The sequence below is a fragment of the Arthrobacter sp. 05L428 genome (genome assembly GCF_056397665.1).
The window spans coordinates 15321-37734 of record NZ_JBFTNW010000002.1 but is presented as its reverse complement, the minus strand read 5'-3'; the positions used below and the strand labels follow the sequence as shown (position 1 = coordinate 37734).

Below are 22414 nucleotides of genomic sequence, written 5' to 3'. Positions count from 1 at the left end.
CTCAGGGTCCTTCCTCAGGAATCGGGCCGCCGGCGTCGGGGGCCTCGAGCGCCTGCCTGATGCCGTCGATTTGCTCCGGCTTCAACAGCCCGCGGCTACCCGCACGGCGGGCCGTTGCCCGGGCCATGGCCAGGTACGCCTCAAGAATATCGCCGCCGGAGCCGCCGTCGAGTTCGCGCAGCGCCTCCGAGTGCGCGGCGACAGTCCCCACATCCCCGCGCGCCACCGGACCGGTCAGCGCCGACTCTCCCGAGGCGAGGGCGTTTTCCAGGCTGGCGCGCAGCAGGGGGCCCAGCATGCGTTCCGGGGCTTCGACGCCCACTTCGCGCAGCAGCTGGGAGGCTTGCGCCACGAGCGTGACCAAATGGTTTGAGCCGTGCGCCAGGGCCGCGTGGTACAGCGTGCGGTCAGCTTCGGCGATCGCGACCGGCTCCGCGCCCATCTCCACCACGAGGGCCTGCGCGATTGGCAGCATGGCCGGGTCGGCCGTCACGCCGAAGCTGCAGTCCAGCAGCCGGGTCAGGTCAAGGCTCATGCCGGTGAAGGTCATGGCGGGGTGCAGCGCCAGCGGGATGGCCCCCGCGGCGCGGACCGGGCGCAGGATCCCGACGCCGAATCGCCCGGAGGTGTGGGCAACGAGCTGCCCGGGCTGCCAGGCGCCGAGTTTCGCGAGCCCTTCCACGAGCGGACCGAGGGCGTCGTCCGGGACCGCCAGCAGTACCAGTTCGGCGCGTTCCACGATGTCCTGCACCTCGAGGATGGGAACGCCGGGCAGCAGGGTTTCGGCGCGCTCCCGGCTCGCGTCCGAGACGGCGGAGACCCCGACGACGGCGTGCTCGGCGGCGCGCAACGCCGCCCCCAGGACGGCCCCCACCTTGCCGGCTCCGATGATTCCGACGCCGAGGCGTCCTGGCTTAGCCATGCTGCGGACCTTCCTTTGGTGCGTGTACGAGGTGCTCTGCCGGGGCGAGCCAGTGTTCGCTGGTCTGCCGTTTCCGCGCGGTCCGGGCGCGGGCCGCCTGCGCGTCCAGCAAGGCCCGGCCTTCGTCCAGGCCGGCCTGGATCAGCCGCGGCGCGACCGGCCCGGCGGTGGTGTGCAGGACCAGGTCCGCCACCCGGAAGCGCCGGGCAAGCGGGCCCTGCTGCAGCGCGATCGACTGGGTGCGCTGGTGCGGGACCAGGACGAGGTGGCGCCACCAGCGGCCGGAGCGGATCAGCAGCGCGGTGTCGGTGGCGGTGAAGCCGTTGCGCCGCCAGCCCAGCGGGGCCAGCAGGCGGGCCCGCCTCGGCGTGGTGACGAAGCCGCCGTCTTCCGGAGCCGCGGAACGGCCGGCGCCGCCGGCGGGCGCCAGCCCGTTCAACCCCGCGGTGAAGACGCGCCCGGGGTCCGGGGTGCCGGGGTCGGGCAGGACCAGCGACAGCATGGTGAACACCTCCGCCAGCGTTCCGACGGGCAGCAGGGTGGTCCGGGCGGAGGCCTCGCCGTTGCTGCCGGCGGTGCCGTAGCCGGCCACGTTGACCTGCATCCGGTACCAGCCGAAGACCCGCCAGAGCGGCGGCTGGCTGACGCGCACGGCCTGGATCCGCCCGGGCGGCAGGGTCTGGGCCTGGGTGTCCAGCAGGCCGTAGCGGAGCCGGATACCGTCCGGGGAAATGGCGGCGGTGAAGTTGAAGCCCTTGTTGAAGGAGTTCCAGTACGCCGCGGCCAGGCCCAGGCCTGCCGGGACCAGATAGAAGTAGAAGCTGCGGTTCTCGGTGAGGGCGGAGAGCAGCACCGAGGCCACGGCGCCGAGGACGATGACGACGCTTTGCTCGCTCAGCACCAGCGACCCGACCAGCCGCGGCGGCGGCACGGTGAGTACGGCATGTTCCGGCGCCTCCTCGGCGACGGCCGCCCGCTGCCCCGGATCCTGCCCCGCCGTTACCGGCGCCGGCGTCCCGCCTCCGGCGCCGGAGGCACGGGCAAGGATGGTCGCGCGGAGCTGGCGGGCCTCGGCCAGGGGCAGGTAGGCCAGGTGCACCGCGGACTGGCCGGCGTCGGCGACCTCGAACCTGAGCTCGGCGAGCCCGAAAATCCGCGCCAGCAGGGGCTGCACGACGTCGATTGCCTGGACCCGGTCCAGCCGGGCCTGGCGCTGCTGCTTGAACAGGAACCCGGTGTTGACCCGCACGTACCCGTCAGCCACCTGGTACCGGGTGAAGTACCAGCTCAGCACGAAGCCGAGCACGGTCAGCAGCAGCACCGTGCCGCCGCCAAGCAGCAGCCATGGCGCCCGTCCGGCGAGCCGATCGTCAATGACGGGTCCGCCCTGGAGCAGGCGTTCAAAGGCATCGCGGCCAAAGAAGAAGAACATCGCGGCCAGCGCCACCCAGCCCCGAACGAACGGCGATGCCGGATGCACGCGCCGCCAGCTGTCCCCGGCGGCCGTCACAGCCCGGCCAGGCGGGCCTCGCCGCGGGCGGACAGCTGTTCGCGGAGCCTCGCCCCCTCCCCCGCGGGCAGGCCGGGGATCTCCGCGCTGGTGCCGGCCGAGGCGGTGTGAAGCTTCAGGGTGCACAGGCCGAGGCCGCGCTCCACCGGGCCGGCCCCGATGTCCACGTACTGCATCCGCCCGTACGGGACCACCAGGACGCGCTGGAAGAAGATGCCACGGCGGATCAGCAGGTCGTCCTCGCGTTCGGCGTAACCGATGGACCGCACCTGTCGCGGGATGAGCACGAGCCGCCACAGGGCCAGCAGGAAGGCCGCGGCGGGCACGGCGGCGGCGAGCCACAGCGGCGGCCAGCCCCACGCGCCGTTCAGGACCAGCACGAGGGGCAGGGACAGGACCGCGACGGCGGCCAGGTTGGCCAGCGCCCAGCCCACCAGCCGCACGGTCACGTACCGGGGAGACACCCGCCGCCAGACCAGCCCGGGCGGGTCAATCGCCTCGGTATGCATATTCGCCTTCAGCCTTGGGCTTGCCGCGCTTGCCCTGCAGTCCGGGGCTCCCCTCGGCGTCGCCGTCCTCGGGAGGAATCCGGCAGAAGCGCTCCACCACCAGGCCCACCACCACCATCACGAGGCCGCCGCCGGCCATGGACAGCGTCTCCCAGGTGATGGACTGACCGCTGCGCACGGACCATAGCCTCAGCTGGTCCAGGAAAATTCCGGCGTGCCAGCCCAGCAGCACGGTCCCGGTGTAGGCGCAGGCCTGGGCCAGGACCAGGGTCCACGCGGCCAGGATCGGGTTGAGCATTCTCTTCTTCTTGCCGTTGCGCCAGCGCAGCACACGGACGCCAAGGATCAGGGTGAGGGCCACGATCACGCCCATGGTGAGCAGGCCGGTCAGCGGCAGCACCGGGGTCTCGAGGCTGTAGCGTCCGGAAATCAGGGCGGCAAGCCAGCCCAGGACGGCGAGCGCGACAGCAATGACGAGGAGCAGGAGCGGGCTGACCGGCTTCATGGGGCCTCCACCGGCGCGGCTCCAGCCGCGCCCTTGAGGTCTTCGAAGCCGTCGAACGGCGCGAGGTCCGGGAAGTCGGCGGCCTTGGCGGCGAGGTCGCCCACCCGTTCGCCGTTGAGCTCGGCCGCGGGGTCGATCAGGGACCAGGGGTAGAGCACGAAGGCACGCTCCGCGGCGCGCGGATGCGGAAGCGTCAGGTCCGGGTCGGAGCTCACCAGGTCGCCGTAGGTGATGATGTCCACGTCGAGGGTGCGCGGACCCCAGCGGACTTCACGGACCCGCAGGTGCTTTTGTTCCACCGCGTGGCAGTGCCGCAGCAGTTCCTCCGGGGACAGCGAGGTTTCCACGGCGATGACCATGTTCAGGAAGTCCGGCTGGTCCGGCGGTCCGCCTACGGCCTTGGTCTGCACGATCGGCGAGATGGCCAGCAGCCGCACCTCCGGCGGGTCGACGAGGTCGGCGACGGCGGCGGAGAGCGTGTCGTTGCGCTCCCCCAGGTTGCTGCCGAGCGCGATCACGGCGCGGGTGTAGGGCGCTGCGTGGGGGCTCATGGCCGGTCCCGGTGGACGCTGACGGACACATCGCCGAACTCGACCTCGATCGGGGCCTTGGGCTTGTGCACGGTGATGTCGACGGCGGCCACCGGGAAGCGCAGCAGCAGGTCGTCGGCGATCCGCACCGCGAGGGCCTCGATCAGGTTCAGCGGCGTGCCGGTGATCCAGCCGCGGATGCACTCGGCCACTTCGCCGTAATGCGCGGTGTCCCGCACGTCGTCACTGGTGGCGGCCTGGCTGAAGTCGAGGTGCAGCACGGCGTCGACGACAAACGGCTGGCCGTCCCGGCGTTCGAAATCGAACACTCCGTGATGCCCGACGGCGGTGACGCCGCTTAGCGTGATCCGGTCCATGGGGCGGCCGTCTCAGCCGTTGCCGGGCACGGCCGGCGCCGATCCGGTGCGCGGACCCGGGGCGATGCGGGCGGCGACCTTGACGGCGTCGAGGCTGGGGCCGACGTCGTGCACGCGGACCGCCCAGGCGCCGCGGAAGGCGCTGATGGCGGTGACGGCGGCGGTGGCGGCATCCCGATCCTGGGGCGGGGCGGCCTTTCCGGCGACGGTCAGGAGGCTGCCCAGGAACCGTTTCCGGGACGCGGCGACCAGGACTTTGTGGCCCATGGCCTGCAGGACGTCGAGGTTCTGCAGGAGTTCCCAGTTCTGCGCCTCGTTCTTGGCGAAGCCCAGGCCGGGGTCCAGGATGATCTGCTCCGGCGAGGCGCCTGCGGCGTACAGCTTGTCGCGCACGCCGGCGAGCTCGGCGGCGACCTCCCGGGCCACGTTGCCGTAGTCGGTCAGCGAGTCCATGGTGCTCGCGTCGCCGCGGCGGTGGGTGAGGATGTAGGGCGCCTTGCTCCGGGCCACCAGCTCAACCATCTCCGGCTCGATCGTGAGGCCGGAGACGTCGTTGATGATCGTGGCGCCGGCCGCCAGCGCGGCCTCGGCGGTGGCGGCGTGCGTGGTGTCGATGCTGACCAGGGCGCCGGCCTTGACCAGCGCCTCGATCACGGGCAGTACCCGCCGCTTTTCCTCCTCGACGCTGACCTCCGCGGCACCGGGGCGGGTGGATTCCCCGCCGACGTCGATGATGTCTGCGCCGGCGTAGTACATCCGCAGGCCGGCGGCGACCGCGGTGTCCGCCGTCGCGTGCCGGCCGCCGTCGCTGAACGAATCCGGGGTGACGTTCAGGATCCCCATCACGAGCGTGCGGTCCGTCGGCAGGTCCTTGAAACTCGCAGCCGGGCGCGGCTTGCGCAGCACGGGCAGCGGCGAGGTGGCAGGTCCTGTTCCAGGGGCTGCGGCTAGGGAATCCATAGTCTGTTTTTGTTACCTTCCAAGGATGAGGCTCATGGCTTCGGCGCGGGTGGCCGGGTCATGCAGTTGCCCGCGGACCGCGCTGGTGACGGTTTTCGCGCCGGGCTTGCGGATGCCGCGCATCGACATGCAAAGGTGTTCGCATTCGACGACGACGATCGCGCCGCGCGGCTTGAGGTGGGTGACGAGGGCTTCGACGATCTGCGTGGTCAGCCGCTCCTGCACCTGCGGGCGGCGGGCGAACATGTCCACCAGCCGGGCCAGCTTGCTCAGGCCGGTGACCTTGCCGTCGTGCGAGGGGATGTAACCGACGTGGGCCACCCCGTGGAACGGCACGAGGTGGTGCTCGCAGGTTGAGTAGAACGGGATGTCCTTGACCAGTACCAGTTCTTCGTGGTCCAGGTCGAAGGTGGTGGCGAGGATTTCCGCCGGGTCGTGGTGCAGGCCGGCAAACATCTCCGCGTAGGCCTTGGCGACCCGTTTGGGGGTGTCCAGCAGTCCGCTGCGGTCCGGGTCCTCGCCGATGGCGATCAGGATCTCGCGCACCGCCGCCTGGATCCGCGGGCGGTCCACCTTGGTTCCGGGCTGGCCCGCGGCCTCCGCCGGCTCTCCCGTGGGGAGGGAGCCGGCGGTGGCGGGAACGTCGTCGTCGTCGAAGTAGGAAGTCACAGAAGAAGCCTAGCCGGGATGGACGTCGGGCCCGAGATCCGTGACGCCGTCCTGGAAGGACTCCTGTCCGGGCACGCCCTGGGCGTGCGGCGGCAGGGTGTCGAGCGGCTCCTCGAGCCGGGCTTCTTTGGCTTCTTCCTGGGCTTCGCGCTCGGCCTTTTCACGGCGGGACTCCACCGGGCCGACGGCCTGGATCGGCCGGCTCTCCTTGGAGAGCCAGATCTCGCGGAAATCGCGCTTGCGGATATTCGTGAAGACCTGGGCGATCTCGCTCTGGTTCAGGGTTTCCCGTTCCAGCAGTTCCAGCGCGAGCTGGTCCAGGACGTCGCGGTTCTCGGTCAGGATCGCGTAGGCCTCGTCGTGCGCGCCCTCGATCAGGCGGCGCACTTCCTCGTCCACGACGTAGGCGATCTGGTCCGAGTAGTTGCGCTCATGGCCGGCGTCGCGGCCCAGGAACGGCTCGCCGCCGCCCTGTCCGAGGCGCACGGCGCCGACGCGTTCACTCATGCCGAACTCGGTGACCATCTTGCGCGCGATTCCGGTGGCCTTTTCGATGTCGTTCGAGGCACCGGTGGAGGGGTCGTGGAAGACGAGTTCCTCGGCCACCCGGCCGCCCATGGCGTAGGCCATCTGGTCCAGCAGTTCGTTGCGGGTCACGGAGTACTTGTCGTTCTCCGGAACCACCATGGTGTAGCCCAGGGCGCGGCCGCGCGGCAGGATGGTGATCTTGGTGACCGGGGCAGAGTTGCGCAGTGCCGCCGCCACCAGGGCGTGGCCGCCCTCGTGGTACGCGGTGACCTTGCGCTCGTGTTCCTTCATGACCCGGCTGCGCTTCTGCGGACCGGCCATCACCCGGTCGATTGCCTCGTCGAGCGCGCGGTCATCGATCAGGTTGGCATTGGAGCGGGCCGTCAGCAGCGCGGCTTCGTTGAGCACGTTCGCGAGGTCCGCGCCGGTGTAGCCGGGGGTTTTCTTCGCGACGGCCTTGAGGTCGACGCCGGGAGCCATCGGCTTGCCCTTCGCGTGCACCTTCAGGATCTGGTCGCGGCCGATCAGGTCCGGGGCCTCGACCGAAATCTGGCGGTCGAAGCGGCCCGGCCGGAGCAGGGCCGGGTCGAGCACGTCGGGGCGGTTGGTGGCCGCGATCAGGATGACGTTGGTCTTGACGTCGAAGCCGTCCATTTCAACCAGCAGCTGGTTGAGGGTCTGCTCGCGCTCGTCGTTGCCGCCGCCGATGCCGGCGCCGCGGTGCCGGCCGACGGCGTCGATCTCGTCCACGAAGATGATGGCCGGCGCGTTGGCCTTGGCCTGTTCGAACAGGTCGCGGACGCGGGAGGCGCCGACACCGACGAACATTTCAACGAAGTCGGAACCGGAGATGGAGAAGAAGGGAACGCCGGCCTCGCCGGCGACCGCGCGGGCCAGGAGGGTCTTGCCGGTACCGGGAGGGCCGTACAGCAGCACGCCCTTGGGGATCTTGGCGCCCACGGCCTGGAACTTGGCGGGTTCCTGGAGGAATTCCTTGATCTCTTCGAGTTCCTCGACGGCTTCGTCGGCGCCGGCGACGTCGCTGAAGGTCACCTGCGGCATGTCCTTGTTGACCATCTTGGCTTTGGACTTGCCGAACTGCATGACCTTGGAGCCGCCGCCCTGCATCCGGGAGAGCAGGAACCAGAAGAGCACACCCAGCAGCAGCACCGGGACCAGCAGGGAGAACAGGCCGGAGAACCAGTTGCTTTCGACCGGCTGGTCGGTGAAGCCGCTCGGCGGCTTGGCAGCCGTTACGGCCTTGACGACGTCCGCCGCGCGGGCGTTGACGTAGTAGAACTGGACGTTCTTGCCCTTGTCCTGGCCGTCAATCTGGATGTCGTTTTTCAGGACCAGGTCCACGCGGTTCTCGGCGTCGAAAATCTTGGCCTGCTCGACCTTGTCGCTGTCGGCCAGCAGGGCCAGGCCCCGGTCCGTGTCGATCCGGACGGAGCCGCCCGGGGCCAGGGTGGCAAAGGCCAGCAGGAGCATGCCGATAACAACGACAATCCAGATGCCCGGGCCCTTGAAGAAACTCTTAGCTTTCATCTGATCGGGGGCTGGCCCCGTCCCTCCTGGTAGTGCTGCACGGCGACCGATCTGCGCGCGTGTGGTGCTGCGTCAGGTTATAGCTATACACCGTCGCAGTAACTCACGCACGGTCAGGGCTAAAAGTTCCCTGTCGGCGTAGCGGGGGCCTGTGCGGGGGCAGCCCAGGCACAGCGTCGAGCCGGAGGGAAGCTGCCGGTGCGGTCTCCGGGTTACTCGTAGACGTGCGGCGCCAGGGTGCCGACGAAGTCCAGGTTGCGGTACTTCTCGGCGTAGTCCAGGCCGTAGCCGACGACGAATTCGTTGGGGATGTCATAGCCGACGTACTTGACGTCGATCTGGACCTTGGCGGCGGTGGGCTTGCGGAACGCGGTGCAGATCTCCACCGAGGCGGGGCCGCGGGACTCCAGGTTGGTCTTCAGCCAGGAAAGCGTGAGGCCGGAGTCGATGATGTCTTCGACGATCAGGACGTCCTTGCCCATCAGGTCGGTGTCGAGGTCCTTGAGGATGCGGACCACGCCGGAGGACTGCGTGCCGGAGCCGTAGGAGGAGACGGCCATCCAGTCCATCGAGACGTGGCTGTGCAGCGCACGGGCCAGGTCGGCCATGACCATGACCGCACCCTTGAGCACACCAACGATCAGCAGATCGCGGCCTTCGTAGTCCTTGTCGATCTGGGCAGCGAGTTCAGTGATCCGGGTCTGGATCTGCTCCTTGGAGTAGAGAACGTGCTTGAGGTCTGCCTGGACGTCGTTTGAATCCACCAATGGCTCCTGTGTAGATGCGGGTGCGACTATTCTTGGGGCGGTTTTTGAGGCCGGAATACAAGCTTCCCACAGCGGGCGCCCTCACGGGGAACGCCGGCGGGGGCGGACTGCCCGGCCGCGAGCAGCTGGGCGAGGGAGAGCCGGTAGACGCTCACGCCGCCGGGAAGCTCCACGGGTCCCGCGGAGCCCTGCCGGCGAAGCAGCGCTTCGGCGGCCAGCAGCCGCTGGTAGCTGGGCTGTTGACCCCCGACGGCGGCGGCGGCCTTGGCGATCACCCGGAACCTGACGGCCGGCGCCAGTTCGCGGAGCGCGGCCTCTGGCAGGCTGAGCTCGGTCCCGGAGCGCTCCTGCAGGCGGCCAAAGGTGTCGTTGGCCACATCCTCGAGGTAGTCGGCGTCGAGCTGCAGGATCGCCGCCGTCCGGGCCAGCGACTCGGCCACCCCCGGGCCAAGCTTCTCCTCCAGCATCGGCAGCACCTCCACCCGGGTCCGGGACCGGGCGAAGGCGGGGTCCTCGTTGCTCGGGTCGTGCCACGGGTCCAGGCCTTCGACGGCGCAGATTTCCAGGGTGTCGGCCCGTCGCAGGCCCAGGAACGGCCGCAGCAGGCGGCCGCGGACCGGCCGCATCCCGGCGAGCGAGCGGGTGCCGGAACCGCGCGCCAGTCCCAGCAGGACCTGTTCGGCCTGGTCATCCAAGGTATGGCCCAGCAGGACCGCCGCGGCGCCGGTATCGTCGGCGGCGGCCTCGAGGGCGGCGTGCCTGGCGTCCCGCGCGGCGGCCTCCGGGCCCATCCCGGCGGGGGCGACGTCAACGGTCCTGACCTGCACGGGGGCGAGTCCCAGCTCCCGCAGCGCCGCCGCTGTCGCCGCGGCCACCTCCGCGGAACCGGGCTGAAGCTGGTGGTCCACGACGACGGCGCCGACGGAGATCGGGTGGCCGTCAACGTGGCCGCGGCGGGCGAAGTAGGCCGCGACGGCGGCAAGCGCCAGCGAATCCGGACCGCCGCTGCACGCCACAAGCACCCGCTCGGGGTAGCCGGCGTCGGCCAGGGCGTCCTGCAGCATCTTCCGCGCCTTGCCGACGACGGGCGCCAGCCGGCCGGGCCGTCGTCGTCCGCGGGAAGCCGCCGGAAGATCCGGGTGGGTTGGGGCCGGCACCTGGACTAGAGCCCCATCCGGTCGAGCCACAGCTTGGAGTCGTGGATTTCGGGCTCGGTGGGAAGGTGGTCGGCGGACTCCCAGACCTTGTTGAAGCCCTGCATTCCGGCGGCGTCCACCACTTCGCGGACAAACTTCGAACCATCGCTGTACTGCCGCATCTTCGCGTCCAGCCCGAGCAGGCTGCGGATGAACTTCTCGATGGCGCCGCGGTCCGTGCCGCGGGCGTTGAAGCGCTGCCGGATGGTCTTGACCGAGGGGACGATGCTGGCGTCCACCGCATCCATAACCACGTTGGCGTGGCCTTCCAGCAGGCTCATGACGGCGGTCAGGTGCGAGATCGCCGCCCGCTCCGCCGGGTCCTGCAGGAGGTCCAGGATTGCCCCGCGGCCGGGGGCGGCGCCCGAGCCGGCCCGGTCCTTGAGGGCCTTCGCGGCCGCCGCGGCACGTTCCATGATCGAGTCGACGTTGCCCAGCAGGTGTTCACTGAGGTCCTCGATTTGTTCCAGCATGTGGTGGCGCAGCCAGGGTGCGGCCGCGAACTGCACGCGGTGGGTTTGTTCGTGCAGGCACACCCAGAGCCGGAAATCCTCGGGCGCGACGTTGAGCTCGCGCTCCACGGAGATGATGTTAGGCGCCACCAGCAGCAGCCGGCCCGCGGCGGGGGCGGTGGAATTCTCGGCCAGCGCCGAGAACGGGTCGTACTGGCCGAGGACCTTGCTGGAGAGGAACGCCAGGATCGCGCCCAGCTGGCTGCCGGTGATCGCGCCGCCGACGCTCGCGGCGCCCGGGCTGACGGTCCCGCGCCGGCTTTCGAGCATCTTCTCGATGGCGGGCTGCAGCATCACGGCGAAGCTCTGTGTGTTCGCCTTGGCCCACGAGGCGCGGTCCACCACCAGGACGGAGGAGTCCCGCAGGTCGCGGGCGGCCTCGAGGCCGGTGATGTCGTGCACGTGCGGAACGGAGATGTCCGCCATCAGGCGCAGGTTCTCGACGGCGGCGCCGATCTCCGCGGACCCGAGCGAGGGGCCGGCCGGGGTGAGGCGCGCGGCCGTGGACGCGGCGAGCTCCCAGTTGATCAGGGCCTGGGCTGGTGTTTGGCCTGGTGCCTGGGCAGATGTCTCGTGCGAAGAGGACTCCATAGCCCCATCAGATCACAGCGGAGCGGGGAAGCGCCTTAAATTCGTCGGGCGGCGAACGGGCAGCCGGGACCCGCCGGTTAGATGGTTCCCCGCGGGTTAGGCGTTTCGAGTCGTCGAGTGCGCAGCGAACCGTCGAAACGGCGCGGCCTCAGCGGCAGCCGCAGGCGGCCAGGACCGAGGCTGTCCGGTCCAGGGCGGCCTTGTTGCCGGCCGCGCCGGGCGTCAGGCCGTTGCCGATCAAGGAGAAGACCAGCAGCCGGCCGTCGGCGTCCACGACGTAGCCGCTGAGTGCGATCACCGTGTTGAGCGTTCCGGTCTTGGCGCGGACCAGGCCCGCACCCCGGGAAGTGCTGGTATCCATGTACCGGCTGCCGAGTGTTCCGGTCAGCCCGGCCACCGGAAACCCGGCCAGGGCGGAGCGGAGGCGGGTGTCTGTGCCGGTGGTCATGGCACGGATCACGGCGGAGAGTTGCCGCGCCGAGACTTTGTTCTCCAGGGTCAGCCCGGCCAGGTCGGCGGCCCGGAGGGTGCCCGAAGGGATGTTCAGCTCCTCGAGCTGCTGCAGTACGGCGGCGACGGCGCCGTCGTTGCTGGCGGGTTTGCCGCTTGCCACCGCCACCATCCGGCCCATGACCTCGGTGAGGTAGTTGTCCGAGGTGCGCAGCATCAGGTCCACCTGCTGGCTGACGGTGGCGGACTGGACTTCGGCGAGGAGCTTGCCTGACTGTCCACCGGCGTCCGCGGCGGGCTTCCGCCCGGCCGGCAGCCTTGCGACGTCGGGCGCCACGGTGAGTCCCGCGGCGGCGCCGGCGGCCGAGAGCCGGTCCGCGAAGGCCTCGGCGGCCGTCATGGCGGCGTCGCGGGGGCGGGGTCCGGTGGTGACGGCGGGGTCGAAGCGGGCCGAGTTCAGGGCCAGCGGAAACAGCGGCGCCACTTCGCCGGCCGCCACGTCGTCCGGGCTCCAGGCCCGGCTCAGGGACGGTCCGCTGAAGAGGGAATCGTCCAGCAGGACGGTCACTGGACCGGCCACGCCGGCCTTCTGCAGCGCACGGACCGTGGTCTGCGCGAGGGTGGCGAGCCCGGCGTGCCCCAGGACAGCATCCGGTGCGGACTCCCTTGCACCCAGCAGCACGTCTCCGCCGCCGGTCAGGACGACCGTGCCCGGCGTGGGTCCGGCCACCACCCTGGTGCTGAAGCGCCGGTCCGGGCCGAGGGTGCGCAGCGCGGCGGCGGCGGTGAGGAGCTTGATGTTGGAAGCGGGGGCGCGGACCTCGTCGGCGGCCCGGTCGAAGAGCACCTTCCCGGTGAGGGCATCCTGGACCAGGCCGCTGAAGGACCCGGCGCCGTCGGTCTTCAGCGTGGCGGTGAGCTGGGCGGCAACGGTGGCGGCATCCGGCACCGGCGCATCGGCGCTGAGCGGCCGCATGCCTCCGGCGGTTTCCGAGCCGCCGTCGGGAGCGCTGAGGGTGGCGGGCATCTGCTGCCACGGGCCCGCCGCTGCAGGTTCCGGGGGAAGGGCTGGGCCGCGGAATCCGGGACTGACCACCAGGCCCGCGGGGACGGCGAGCGCCATGACCAGGAGGGTCAGGAGCAGCATCGGGACGATCCGCCCGAACCTTCCGGGCGCCGGAGCCGTACCCTCACGGCTCGTTGTGCGTTTCATGCTGGTGCTGGTCCTTTAGTCCCGAAATGTCCCCACTAGTTCCTGAAATCAGGGCCTGTCGCTATATCCTCAATAATAGTCGGCGGCACCGGCACTGCTTTTTCTGCACGCCACGTGTGCCGCGCACCCCCTGAATCCGTCGAGGAGCATTCCATGAAGCATGACGTGACCATCGAGATCCCCAAGGGATCGCGCGTCAAGTACGAAGTCGACCACGAGACCGGCCGCGTCCGCCTGGACCGCGTCCTGTTCACCTCCATGCAGTACCCCACGCACTACGGCTTCTTCGAGAACACCCTGGGCGAGGACGGCGACCCGCTGGACGCACTGGTGCTCCTGCAGGACTTCGATCTGCACCCCGGCGTGATCGTCGAGTCCCGCCCGATCGGCGTATTCAACATGACCGACGACGGCGGCGGGGACGCCAAGGTCCTCTGCGTGCCGGCCGATCCGCGCTTCGACCACATCAACGAGATCAGCGACGTCAGCGAATTCCTGATCAAGGAAATCGAGCACTTCTTCACCCGGTACAAGGACCTGGAGCCCGGCAAGTGGGTCAAGGCCGAGGGCTGGGGCGATCGCGCCGCGGCCGAGGCTGAACTCGAAGCGTCGATCAAGCGCTTCGTCCCGCACACGCACTAACGCCTCCGCAGCACCAACGCGGGGTCACTTACCGCCGATCCGGCCGACGGATATGGGCGGTAAGTGACCCCGCGTTGCTGTTTAAGCGCAGATGACCGCTGGCAGCCGTGGGTCAGGAAAGTGTGAAATCGTTGGTTCATGCATGAACCAACCTTTAGCCCGCCCTGCGGCCCGGTCTCCGGGTGGCGGGACGGCGACGTGGTGCGTGCCACGGGCATTCCGTACGCCACCGCGGCGCGTTTCCAGCCCCCGGCGGGTGTGCCCGACTGGAGCGAAACCCTCGCGGCCACGAACCTCTCCCCCGCCTGCCCGCAGGCGCCGGTCCCGTTCTTGGACGACATTCTTGGCACCCGCTACGGCGAACTCCCCGGCAGCGAGGACTGCCAGCGGCTCTCGATCACCATGCCGAAGGACCTGCGCGACGGCGAACGCGTGCCGGTCATGGTGTGGCTGCACGGCGGCTCCTACACCTCCGGTTCCGGCGACCTGGCAATCTTCGACCCCAAGGCGCTCGTCGCCGAAAACCGCGTCATCGTGGTCTCCGTGACGTACCGCCTGGGCCTGTTCGGTTACCTGGCCACCGGCACCGGCCGGCCCGCCAACCTCGGCCTGCTGGACCAGCTCGAGGCGTTCCGCTGGGTGCAGCGCAACATCGGCGCCTTCGGCGGCGACCCGGGCAACGTCACGGCTTTCGGTCAATCTGCCGGAGGCGACGCCGTCGCCCACCTGATGGCGACGCCGGAGGCCCCCGCACTGTTCCAACGCGCCATCATCCAGAGCGCGCCGCTGGGCATTACCCGCGGCCGGGACAAGATGAGCCGCGCCATGGGCGTCGCCGCGGAGGCCGTCACCGAAGACACCCCCGCGATGGAAGTCGTGGAGATCGAGGGGCACGTGTCGCAGGTGGCCCGGAAGTACGGGCTGATCGCGGCCATGCCCTTCGGCACCCAGTACGGGCATGCGCCCCTGCCGCCGGAGTCCGGCATTGAGGCCGCCTGGAACGCCACGGCACCCGGGATCGAGGTCCTGATCGGGCACACCTCCGAGGAAGCCCGGATGTTCCTGCCGCGCAACCCGGCGGTCAGCCGCCTGGCCAAGGTCCCCGTGCTCGGGACCGCCGTCGTCAAGGCCATCAACTGGGCAGTGACCGAGGCGGTGTACGGCCGTTCCGCCAGGCGGTTCGCCCGCCGCCACACCCGGGCAGGCGGCACGGCCTACCGCTACGTGCTGTCCTGGGCCGCGCCGGGGAACTTCTACGGGGCGGCACACACCGTGGACCTACCGCTGCTGTTCGGCGACCGGCGGACCTGGGAAGGTGTGGGGCTGGTCGCCGGCGCCAGCTGGGAGGAGATCAACGCCCAGGGCCGGGCCCTGCGTGCCGTGTGGGCCCGCTTTGCCTCGGGAAAGGGTCTGGAGAGCCGTGGCGGGATCCCCGGCGCGTTCTGGTACCGCGCTCTTTGAGCCACAGGAAAGGTTGATGCCATGTCCACCTCGCTGAGCCCCCGGGCGGGCAGCGGATGTTGACCCTCGGCGTCGACCTCGCGGCGGCCACGAAGAAGACGGCGGCCGCCGTCGTCGAATGGAACAATGGCACCGCCCGCCTGGCGCACCTGGCGCTCGACGTCGACGACGACGAAATCGTCCGGCTCTTTGGCGCTGCGGATCTGGCCGGGATCGACTGCCCCGTGGGCTGGCCGGACGCCTTCCTGCCCTTCATTGCCGGGCACCTGGCCGGGGATCCGCACCCCGTGCTTGACCACGACGGAATCGAAGGCCGCCGGCTGCTGGCCTACCGGGACACCGACCGCTTCGTCACCGCCCGGACCGGGTTGATCCCGCTCAGCGTCTCAGCCGACCGGCTGGCGCACCCGGCGATGCGCTGCGCCGTCATCCAGGCCAAGATCGCCGTGGAGCACGGTCCCCAGGCGCGGGACGGCAGCGGCCGGCTGGCCGAGGTCTACCCGGCAGCGTCACTGAAGTCCTGGGGCCTGCTGGCCCGCGGCTACAAGGGGCGCGGCGGCGCGGAAACGCAGCGGCTGGGCGATCTCCTCCGCGGGCTCAGGCAGGCCGCCCCGTGGCTGGATCTTGCCGGGCACGGGGAGCAGCTGGCCGGTTCGGACGACATGTTCGACGCCGTCATCGCGTCCCTTACCGCGCGGGCCGTGGCCCTCGGCGCGACCATCCGTCCCGACGCCGCGCACGCCCGGGCCGCACGGACCGAGGGCTGGATCCATCTGCCCACCGGCGGGCTGTCCGCACTCACCGGCGGGCCGGCCTAGACCCGCCACCGCGGGGCAGGCTATTCGCCGCCGAGGGTCCAGCCGCTGATCTCCTTCGCGTCCTCGCCGTGCTCCCTGGTGTGGTTGTGGGCCCGGATGCGCCGGTCCTGCAGCGACTGGCGCAGCAGCGAGTGCCGTTCGGCCAGCCCCGGCACCCGGTCAATTGCGTCGATGGCCAGCTGGTAGCGGTCGATCCCGTTGAGCATCGCCATGTCGAACGGCGTCGTCGTGGTGCCTTCCTCCTTGTAACCGCGCACGTGCAGGCCCTCCTGGTTGGTGCGGCGGTAGGCCAGCCGGTGGATCAGCGAGGGGTAGCCGTGGTACGCGAAAATGATCGGCTTGTCCGCGGTGAAGATGCCGTCAAAGTCCCGGGAGGAGAGGCCGTGCGGGTGTTCGGCGGCATCCTGGAGCCGCATCAGGTCCACCACGTTCACCACCCGGATCTTCAGCCCGGGTGCCCCTTCCTTGAGCAGTTCGGCCGCCGCGACGGTCTCCACCGTGGGGACGTCCCCCGCGCAGGCCAGGACGACGTCGGGCTCCTCGCCCGGGACCTCGGAACCGGCGAATTCCCAGATTCCCAGGCCGCGCTGGCAGTGGTGCGCGGCGTCGGCCGGTCCCAGCCAGGTGGGCGAGGGCTGTTTGCCGCTGACCACGATGTTGACGTAGTCCCGCGAACCGAGGCAGTGCTCCATCACCGAGAGCAGCGTGTTCGCGTCCGGCGGCAGGTAGACCCGGATGACCTCGGACTTCTTGTTCACCGCGTGGTCGATGAAGCCCGGATCCTGGTGCGAGAAGCCGTTGTGGTCCTGCTGCCAGACGTGCGAGGAGAGCACGTAGTTCAGCGAGGCGACGGGCTGGCGCCACGGCAGCTCGCGGTGCACCTTGAGCCACTTGGCGTGCTGGTTGAACATCGAATCGACAATGTGGATGAACGCCTCGTAGCAGCTGAACACCCCGTGCCGGCCGGTGAGCAGGTAGCCTTCCAGCCAGCCCTGGCACAGGTGTTCGCTGAGGACCTCCATCACCCGGCCGGCGCGGGCCAGGTGCTCGTCGACGGCCTCGATCCGGTACTGCCAGACCTTGTCCGTGACCTCGTAGACGTCCTGCAGCCGGTTGGACGCGGTCTCGTCCGGGCCGAAGAGCCGGAAGGTATCCGGGTTGAGCGCTATCACGTCCCGCATCCAGGAGCCGAGGGTGATCATGGCGCTGACCCGCTCCCGGCCCGGCTGGGCGACCTCCACCGCGTGGTCGGCGTAGCCGGGCAGCTTCAGGTCGCGCAGTAGGACGCCGCCGTTGGCATGCGGGGTGGCGCTCATCCGCAGCTCGCCGCCCGGGGCGTTCGCGGCCACCTCCGGCCGGAGCCGCCCGGCGCCGTCGAACAGTTCCTCCGGGCGGTAGGACTCCAGCCACTGCCCGAGCTGGGCCAGGTGCTCGGGATTGGTGCGGACTTCGGCGAGTGGCACCTGGTGGCTGCGCCAGGTGCCTTCCACTTGCAGCCCATCAACCGTCTTCGGCCCGGTCCAGCCCTTGGGCGAGCGCAGCACGATTATCGGCCACGCGGCGGCGGGAGCGTCGTCACCGTTCCAGCCGCCGGTGCGCCGTTCGGCCTGGATGGCCCGTATTTCCGCCAGGCACGCGTCCAGCACCGCGGCAAAATCGCGGTGCGCCGCGGCGGTGTCCTCCGGGTCAGTGACGGTTACGAAGTGCGGCTTGTGGCCGTACCCGCGCAGCAGCTGCTCCAGCTGGGCCTCCGGCATCCGCGCGAGAATCGTCGGGTTGGCGATCTTGTAGCCGTTCAGGTGCAGGATCGGCAGCACGGCCCCGTCCGCCGCCGGGTCCAGGAAGTTGTGGGAGTGCCAGCTCGCGGCCAGCGGCCCGGTCTCCGCCTCGCCGTCGCCGATCACGACGGCGGTGATCAGCCGGGGGTTGTCGAACACCGTGCCGTATGCGTGGGCCAGCGAGTACCCGAGTTCACCGCCCTCGTTGATGGAGCCAGGGGTTTCCGGGGCGGCGTGGCTGGGGATGCCGCCGGGGTAGGAGAACTGCCGGAACAGCTCGGCCAGCCCGTCCTCGTCCGGGCCCACGTTGCTGTAGATCTCCGAGTAGGTGCCCTCCAGCCAACCGTTCGCCACCACGGCCGGTCCGCCGTGGCCCGGCCCGGCGACGAACAGCATCTCCTGCGAATCCCGGCGGATGACCCGGTTCAGGTGCGCATAGATGAAGTTCAATCCTGGAGTGGTGCCCCAGTGGCCGAGCAGGCGGGACTTGGTATCCCCGGCGCTCAGCGGCTCACGCAGCAACGGATTGGAGCGCAAATAGATCTGGCCTACCGAGAGGTAGTTGGCGGCCCGCCACCACCGGTCCACGAGGCCAAGTTCGTCCCTGCCCGCCGTCTCCGCGGTCCGCTGCCCTGTCCCCTGTTCCAACCCATTACCCACTGATGCACTCCGCCCCGGTCCGTGCCGCCGTCGGCAGCGTCTCCCCCCATCGCAACATCTCCCGGGACCAGAGACAAGCCCGCCGGGTGTCCCGGCGGGGGCCGCGGCGGGGTTGTTACGTGGCCGGCATCAGGCACACCCTGCGGGCTTGCCTCCCGTTTGCCACGCGGTAGTGTGGCATCCAGTATGTTCACGCTGACCATCAACCAAACCGACAGCCGGCGCGACGGCGACCGTGTGCCGCAGCTCCTCAAGGACCTGCGGCACATTCCGGCGCGCCTGGATTTCGACCGTTCCGTGGAGGACGAGGTCCAGGGCATCCTGGACTGCCCGCGTCAGGCCGTCGAGGCGGCGCTGATCGCCCTGCGGACGGGGGCCTGGTACGTCGGAATCGGCGTCGGCCCGGTCAACGAACCGCTGCCGAACCAGATCAAGGACGCGTCCGGCCACGGGCTCGTCTACGCCCGCCGCGCCGTGGACCGGCTGAGAAACGGCAAGGAACGCATCCCGGTGGCGGTGGAAGGCCCGTTCGCTGATCTGGCCGCGGAAGCCGAGGCCGTGCTGCGGCTGCTGGGCCACATTGTGCACGACCGGAGCGCCGCCGAGTGGCGGGTGCTGGACCTGCTGACCCCCGGCGTGCGCGGGCAGCAGAAGGCGGTGGCCGAGGAACTCGGCATCACCACGCAGGCCGTCAGCAAGGCCGTGGCCCGGGCGCAGTGGAACGAGGAACACGCGGCCCGGCCCGCCGCCGCCCGGCTGCTGGGCCTGATCCTCGACGTCCGCTAGGGCCGGCGCGCCCGCACCGGCGTCCGCGCCGGTGTCTTAGAGGAGGATGCTGCGCAGCACGTGGGCGGCGCCGTCGTCGTAGACCGAGTGGGTGACCTCGTCGGCGGCGGCGATCACCTCCGCGGGCGCCTGGCCCATCGCCACGCCGCGGCGTGCCCAGGTGAGCATCTCGATGTCGTTGCGGCCGTCGCCGACGGCGACCGTGCGGTGCGCCTCGATGCTCAGCCGTCCGCGCAGGTGTTCCAGGGCGCTGGCCTTGGTGACGCCGGCGGCGGCAATGTCCAGCCACGCCGTCCAGCCGACGGAGTAGGTGACGCCGGCGAGGCCCACGTGGCGGATGGCCGCGTTGAATTCCTCTGGCGTGTTCTCCGAACTGAACACCACGACGCGCACGGCGGTGGCCTCCAGCATGGTCTGGAAGTCGACACCGATTGCCTCGACGCCGAAGCTGGCGTCCTGGAAGCGTTCGGTGGAGAGGAAGTTGCCGTTCTCGTCCTCGAGCGCGTACTTGGCCGAGGGCAGCCGCTTGCGCAGCGCCCGGAGCGCCGGCCCGGGGTCGAAGGTGGCTTTGTGCAGCACCTCGTAGCCGTCGGCCAGTCCGGAATCCACGCGCAGCGTGACGCCGCCGTTGGAGCAGACCGCGTAGCCGCTTTCAATGCCGATGTGCTCGATGATGGGCAGCGTGGCGTTGAGCGAGCGGCCCGTCGCGATCATCACCTCGTGCCCGGCGGCCACCACGGCCTGGGCGGCTTCCCGGACGGGGACGGACATGTGCCCGTCATGGTCGACGAGGGTTCCGTCGACGTCGAGGGCGATCATCATTTTTTCGTTTGCATCTCGCTGGTCATCGTTGCCAGCGACTGAGGCTTCAGTCAATGTAGTCATCCAATAAGTAGAGCAGACACCGCCGACAGCTGCTAGGACGCGCGCCACAGCGGCACGTGAAGCGTCGGTGAACAGCTGCCGGCGGCGGGTGGGCTAGAGGACGGGGAAGACCGTCATGCCCCCGAGGTACTTTTGCAGCGCCGCCGGGACGTTGACCGAGCCGTCCGGGTTCTGGTGGTGTTCCAGGATGGCGACGATCCAGCGGGTCGTGGCGAGGGTCCCGTTGAGGGTGGCAACCGCGCGGGTGCCCTTGGTGGCGCCCTCCTCGTTCAGCACGCGTTCACGGATGTTGAGCCGGCGCGCCTGGAAGGTGGTGCAGTTGGAGGTGGAGGTCAGCTCGCGGTAGGCGCCCTGGGTGGGGACCCAGGCTTCGCAGTCGAACTTGCGGGCCGCGGAGGTGCCAAGGTCGCCAGCGGCGGTGTCGATCACGCGGTAGGGCAGTTCGCACTTGGCCAGCATTTCCTCTTCCCAGGCCAGCAGGCGGGCATGCTCGGCAGCGGCCTCTTCAACCGTGGTGTAGATGAACATCTCCACCTTGTTGAACTGGTGGACCCGGATGATGCCGCGGGTGTCCTTCCCGTGCGAACCGGCCTCGCGGCGGTAGCAGGAGCTCTGCCCGGCGTAGCGGATCGGACCGCCGGAGAGGTCCAGGATCTCGTCGGCGTGGTAGCCGGCCAGGGCCACCTCCGAGGTCCCCACAAGGTAGAGGTCGTCCTCCGCGAGGCGGTAGATCTCGGCGTCGTGCTTGACGTCGAAGCCGGTACCCTGCATGGTTTCGGGCCGCACCAGCGTCGGGGTGATCATGGGCACGAAGCCGGCGTCGATGGCCTGCTCCATGGCCATCTGAAGCAGTGCCATTTCCAGCCGGGCGCCCACACCGCGCAGGAAGTAGAAGCGTGAACCGGAGACCTTGGCCCCGCGCTCCATGTCGATCGCACCGATCAGTTCGCCGATTTCGAGGTGGTCTTTCGGCTCAAAGTCGGGGAATTCGCGGGGCGTCCCCACCGTCTTCACCACAACGTAGTCGTCCTCGCCGCCCGCCGGAACCCCGTCCTCGACCAGGTTGGGAATGCCGCGCAGCAGCTCCTCCTGGGCGGACTGGGCGACGTCGGCCTCGGCCGAGGCTTCCTTGACCGAGGCCGCAAGGACCTTCACCTCGGCGAGCAGGGCCTGCTTTTCCTCGCCCTTGGCCTGCGCCACCTTCTTGCCGAAGGCGTTTTGCTCGGCGCGCAGGTTTTCAAAACGGATCAGCGCCGCGCGCCGGGCCGAATCCGCGGCGATGATCGCGTCCACCACGGATTCATCGGCGCCACGGGCGCGCTGGCTGGCACGGAACTTGTCCGGATTTTCGCTGAGGTCTTTTACGTCGATCACCAGATAAGAGTATCGAATCCGGGGGCCGCCCTTCGGCAGTCCTGCCGCGGCGGACACGCGGGATAGTGTTGGAGCAACATGCGCGACTGGCTGGTCTACCTCGTCATCGCTGGAGCCCTGGTATTTGCCGTCTCCAGCTGGTGGGGTGTGCGCCGGTTGAAGGCCAAGCACACGCGCAGTGCCGTCTGGGAAGAAACGCACAACCCGGGCCTGGTCAGGCAAAAGGTCGCCGTCGTGATCAATCCGATCAAGTCCAGGTCCGCGGAGGCCCGGGTCCTGGTCGAGAGCGCCTGCCTGGCGGCCGGCTGGGAGGCCCCGCGCTTCTTCGAGACCACCGCCGAGGACCCCGGCTTTTCGCAGGCCCGTGCCGCCGTCGAGTACGGGGCCGACGTCGTCCTGGTGGGCGGCGGCGACGGCACCGTCCGCGTGGTGGCGGACGTCCTGGCGCACACGGATATCGCCATGGGCCTCTTGCCGCTGGGCACCGGGAACCTGCTGGCCCGCAACGTCCACCTGGACATCGGGGACCTGCACGGCTGCGTGGAGATTGCGCTGTTCGGACACCAGCGCTTCATCGACACCGCCCGCATGAGGGTGGAGAACGCCCGGACCGGGCAGTCCGCGGACCATGCCTTTTTGGTGATCGCCGGGATGGGCATGGACGCCGAGGTGGTGGGGGACACCAACGACGGGCTCAAGAAGGCGGTGGGCTGGCTCGCCTACACCGAGGCCGGTGTGCGGCACCTTCCCGGGCGCCGCAAGAGGGTCTCCATCGCCCTTGACGACCAGCCGGAGCAGTCCCGTAAGATCCGCAGCGTGCTGTTCGCGAACTGCGGGCTGATCCCCGGCGGAATCGATTTCATCCCTCAGGCCATGATCGACGACGGCATGCTGGACGTGGTGGTGATGAGCCCGCGCAGCGCGATCGGCTGGCTGGCGATGTACTGGAAGATTGTGCTGAAGCACAAAAGAAACTTGCCGGTGATGACGTATTACCGCTCCGGCAAGATAGTGATCAAGTGCGCCGAACCGATGCCCACACAGGTCGACGGCGATCCGTCCGGCGAGGCCACCACCGTCACAGTCCGGGTGGCCCCCCGCTCGCTGCTGGTCCGGGTTAGGGAGGACCCCGCCCGCGAGGAACTGCCCCATGGCGGCGGGGCGGCCGGCAAGTCCGGGAGCAGCCAGGCCCGGCACCTGCCATGACCCGGCCGGCTTAGCGG

Annotated in this window: 21 protein-coding genes; 5 read left to right on the top strand and 16 right to left on the bottom strand. The window is 69.8% G+C overall.

What is annotated here, in order from left to right; genetic code table 11:
* Window position 1: 1 nt before the first annotated feature.
* The 13 genes from AC1DH3_RS06510 to dacB all read right to left on the bottom strand — a co-directional run bounded on the left by AC1DH3_RS06510 (window position 2) and on the right by dacB (window position 12787).
* Entirely contained in the window at window positions 2–922 is a 921-nt protein-coding gene (locus AC1DH3_RS06510; protein WP_441418137.1) for a Rossmann-like and DUF2520 domain-containing protein, read from the bottom strand.
* Window positions 915–2432 carry a PH domain-containing protein gene (locus tag AC1DH3_RS06505; RefSeq protein WP_476893006.1) on the bottom strand — a complete coding sequence of 506 codons (1518 nt, stop codon included), beginning with the start codon at window positions 2430–2432 and terminating at the stop codon, window positions 915–917. The genes AC1DH3_RS06510 and AC1DH3_RS06505 overlap by 8 nt, the downstream gene beginning before the upstream one ends.
* Window positions 2429–2941: a PH domain-containing protein gene (locus AC1DH3_RS06500; RefSeq protein WP_476893007.1), complete on the bottom strand. Its 513-nt coding sequence runs from the start codon at window positions 2939–2941 to the stop codon at window positions 2429–2431. Before AC1DH3_RS06500 ends, AC1DH3_RS06505 begins: the two co-directional genes overlap by 4 nt.
* On the bottom strand, window positions 2922–3446 hold the full coding sequence (locus tag AC1DH3_RS06495) for a DUF3180 domain-containing protein (RefSeq protein ID WP_441418139.1): 525 nt from the start codon (window positions 3444–3446) through the stop codon (window positions 2922–2924). Before AC1DH3_RS06495 ends, AC1DH3_RS06500 begins: the two co-directional genes overlap by 20 nt.
* Entirely contained in the window at window positions 3443–3997 is a 555-nt protein-coding gene (folK, locus tag AC1DH3_RS06490; protein ID WP_441418140.1) for a 2-amino-4-hydroxy-6-hydroxymethyldihydropteridine diphosphokinase, read from the bottom strand. Before folK ends, AC1DH3_RS06495 begins: the two co-directional genes overlap by 4 nt.
* On the bottom strand, window positions 3994–4353 hold the full coding sequence (gene folB / locus AC1DH3_RS06485; RefSeq protein ID WP_441418141.1) for a dihydroneopterin aldolase: 360 nt from the start codon (window positions 4351–4353) through the stop codon (window positions 3994–3996). Before folB ends, folK begins: the two co-directional genes overlap by 4 nt.
* Window positions 4354–4365: 12 nt before the next feature.
* Window positions 4366–5313: a dihydropteroate synthase gene (gene folP, locus AC1DH3_RS06480; protein ID WP_476908872.1), complete on the bottom strand. Its 948-nt coding sequence runs from the start codon at window positions 5311–5313 to the stop codon at window positions 4366–4368.
* A gap of 12 nt (window positions 5314–5325) precedes the next feature.
* Window positions 5326–5982: a GTP cyclohydrolase I FolE gene (folE, locus tag AC1DH3_RS06475; RefSeq protein ID WP_476893011.1), complete on the bottom strand. Its 657-nt coding sequence runs from the start codon at window positions 5980–5982 to the stop codon at window positions 5326–5328.
* A gap of 9 nt (window positions 5983–5991) precedes the next feature.
* Window positions 5992–8058: an ATP-dependent zinc metalloprotease FtsH gene (ftsH, locus tag AC1DH3_RS06470; protein WP_441418144.1), complete on the bottom strand. Its 2067-nt coding sequence runs from the start codon at window positions 8056–8058 to the stop codon at window positions 5992–5994.
* 212 nt (window positions 8059–8270) lie between these two features.
* Window positions 8271–8822, bottom strand: a complete 552-nt coding sequence (gene hpt, locus AC1DH3_RS06465) for a hypoxanthine phosphoribosyltransferase (RefSeq protein WP_146336115.1) — start codon at window positions 8820–8822, stop codon at window positions 8271–8273.
* Window positions 8823–8851: 29 nt separating this feature from the next.
* Window positions 8852–9889: a tRNA lysidine(34) synthetase TilS gene (tilS, locus tag AC1DH3_RS06460; RefSeq protein ID WP_476893012.1), complete on the bottom strand. Its 1038-nt coding sequence runs from the start codon at window positions 9887–9889 to the stop codon at window positions 8852–8854.
* 98 nt (window positions 9890–9987) lie between these two features.
* Entirely contained in the window at window positions 9988–11124 is a 1137-nt protein-coding gene (locus AC1DH3_RS06455) for a zinc-dependent metalloprotease (RefSeq protein WP_476908871.1), read from the bottom strand.
* A 148-nt stretch (window positions 11125–11272) separates the two neighbouring features.
* Complete coding sequence (gene dacB / locus AC1DH3_RS06450) at window positions 11273–12787, bottom strand: D-alanyl-D-alanine carboxypeptidase/D-alanyl-D-alanine endopeptidase (RefSeq protein ID WP_476908870.1); 1515 nt, start codon at window positions 12785–12787, stop codon at window positions 11273–11275.
* Window positions 12788–12940: 153 nt separating this feature from the next.
* Here dacB and AC1DH3_RS06445 point away from each other — a divergent pair, with 153 nt between their 5' ends.
* The 3 genes from AC1DH3_RS06445 (at window position 12941) to AC1DH3_RS06435 (ending at window position 15708) form a co-directional block, all read left to right on the top strand.
* Window positions 12941–13429, top strand: a complete 489-nt coding sequence (locus tag AC1DH3_RS06445) for an inorganic diphosphatase (RefSeq protein ID WP_441418149.1) — start codon at window positions 12941–12943, stop codon at window positions 13427–13429.
* A 138-nt stretch (window positions 13430–13567) separates the two neighbouring features.
* A complete protein-coding gene (locus tag AC1DH3_RS06440) occupies window positions 13568–14890 on the top strand; it encodes a carboxylesterase family protein (protein WP_476908869.1) in 1323 nt (440 codons plus the stop codon).
* A gap of 56 nt (window positions 14891–14946) precedes the next feature.
* Window positions 14947–15708, top strand: a complete 762-nt coding sequence (locus AC1DH3_RS06435; RefSeq protein ID WP_476908868.1) for a DUF429 domain-containing protein — start codon at window positions 14947–14949, stop codon at window positions 15706–15708.
* A 20-nt stretch (window positions 15709–15728) separates the two neighbouring features.
* On the opposite strand, the gene AC1DH3_RS06430 is transcribed toward AC1DH3_RS06435, so the two are convergent.
* Entirely contained in the window at window positions 15729–18134 is a 2406-nt protein-coding gene (locus AC1DH3_RS06430; protein ID WP_476908867.1) for a phosphoketolase family protein, read from the bottom strand.
* 198 nt (window positions 18135–18332) lie between these two features.
* Between AC1DH3_RS06430 and AC1DH3_RS06425 the strand changes: the two genes are divergently transcribed.
* Window positions 18333–18932: a hypothetical protein gene (locus AC1DH3_RS06425; RefSeq protein ID WP_441418153.1), complete on the top strand. Its 600-nt coding sequence runs from the start codon at window positions 18333–18335 to the stop codon at window positions 18930–18932.
* Between the two features lie 36 nt (window positions 18933–18968).
* On the opposite strand, the gene AC1DH3_RS06420 is transcribed toward AC1DH3_RS06425, so the two are convergent.
* Window positions 18969–19817 (bottom strand): HAD family hydrolase, encoded by an 849-nt coding sequence (locus AC1DH3_RS06420; protein ID WP_441418154.1) that lies wholly within the window; start codon window positions 19815–19817, stop codon window positions 18969–18971.
* A gap of 93 nt (window positions 19818–19910) precedes the next feature.
* On the bottom strand, window positions 19911–21191 hold the full coding sequence (gene serS / locus AC1DH3_RS06415) for a serine--tRNA ligase (protein ID WP_441418155.1): 1281 nt from the start codon (window positions 21189–21191) through the stop codon (window positions 19911–19913).
* A 78-nt stretch (window positions 21192–21269) separates the two neighbouring features.
* On the opposite strand from serS, the gene AC1DH3_RS06410 reads away from it, so the two are divergent.
* A complete protein-coding gene (locus tag AC1DH3_RS06410; protein WP_476908866.1) occupies window positions 21270–22397 on the top strand; it encodes a diacylglycerol/lipid kinase family protein in 1128 nt (375 codons plus the stop codon).
* Window positions 22398–22414: the final 17 nt, after the last annotated feature.

Bases quoted from the DNA above. Each gene is read 5' to 3' on its own strand.
- folP (WP_476908872.1), bottom strand. From the start codon at position 5,313: ATGGATTCCCTAGCCGCAGCCCCTGGAACAGGACCTGCCACCTCGCCG.
- AC1DH3_RS06510 (WP_441418137.1), bottom strand. From the start codon at position 922: ATGGCTAAGCCAGGACGCCTCGGCGTCGGAATCATCGGAGCCGGCAAG.
- folB (WP_441418141.1), bottom strand. From the start codon at position 4,353: ATGGACCGGATCACGCTAAGCGGCGTCACCGCCGTCGGGCATCACGGA.
- AC1DH3_RS06440 (WP_476908869.1), top strand. From the start codon at position 13,568: ATGCATGAACCAACCTTTAGCCCGCCCTGCGGCCCGGTCTCCGGGTGG.
- ftsH (WP_441418144.1), bottom strand. From the start codon at position 8,058: ATGAAAGCTAAGAGTTTCTTCAAGGGCCCGGGCATCTGGATTGTCGTT.
- AC1DH3_RS06455 (WP_476908871.1), bottom strand. From the start codon at position 11,124: ATGGAGTCCTCTTCGCACGAGACATCTGCCCAGGCACCAGGCCAAACA.
- folK (WP_441418140.1), bottom strand. From the start codon at position 3,997: ATGAGCCCCCACGCAGCGCCCTACACCCGCGCCGTGATCGCGCTCGGC.
- AC1DH3_RS06435 (WP_476908868.1), top strand. From the start codon at position 14,947: ATGTTGACCCTCGGCGTCGACCTCGCGGCGGCCACGAAGAAGACGGCG.
- tilS (WP_476893012.1), bottom strand. From the start codon at position 9,889: ATGCTGCAGGACGCCCTGGCCGACGCCGGCTACCCCGAGCGGGTGCTT.
- AC1DH3_RS06495 (WP_441418139.1), bottom strand. From the start codon at position 3,446: ATGAAGCCGGTCAGCCCGCTCCTGCTCCTCGTCATTGCTGTCGCGCTC.
- dacB (WP_476908870.1), bottom strand. From the start codon at position 12,787: ATGAAACGCACAACGAGCCGTGAGGGTACGGCTCCGGCGCCCGGAAGG.
- AC1DH3_RS06420 (WP_441418154.1), bottom strand. From the start codon at position 19,817: ATGACTACATTGACTGAAGCCTCAGTCGCTGGCAACGATGACCAGCGA.
- AC1DH3_RS06445 (WP_441418149.1), top strand. From the start codon at position 12,941: ATGAAGCATGACGTGACCATCGAGATCCCCAAGGGATCGCGCGTCAAG.
- AC1DH3_RS06410 (WP_476908866.1), top strand. From the start codon at position 21,270: ATGCGCGACTGGCTGGTCTACCTCGTCATCGCTGGAGCCCTGGTATTT.
- AC1DH3_RS06500 (WP_476893007.1), bottom strand. From the start codon at position 2,941: ATGCATACCGAGGCGATTGACCCGCCCGGGCTGGTCTGGCGGCGGGTG.
- AC1DH3_RS06425 (WP_441418153.1), top strand. From the start codon at position 18,333: ATGTTCACGCTGACCATCAACCAAACCGACAGCCGGCGCGACGGCGAC.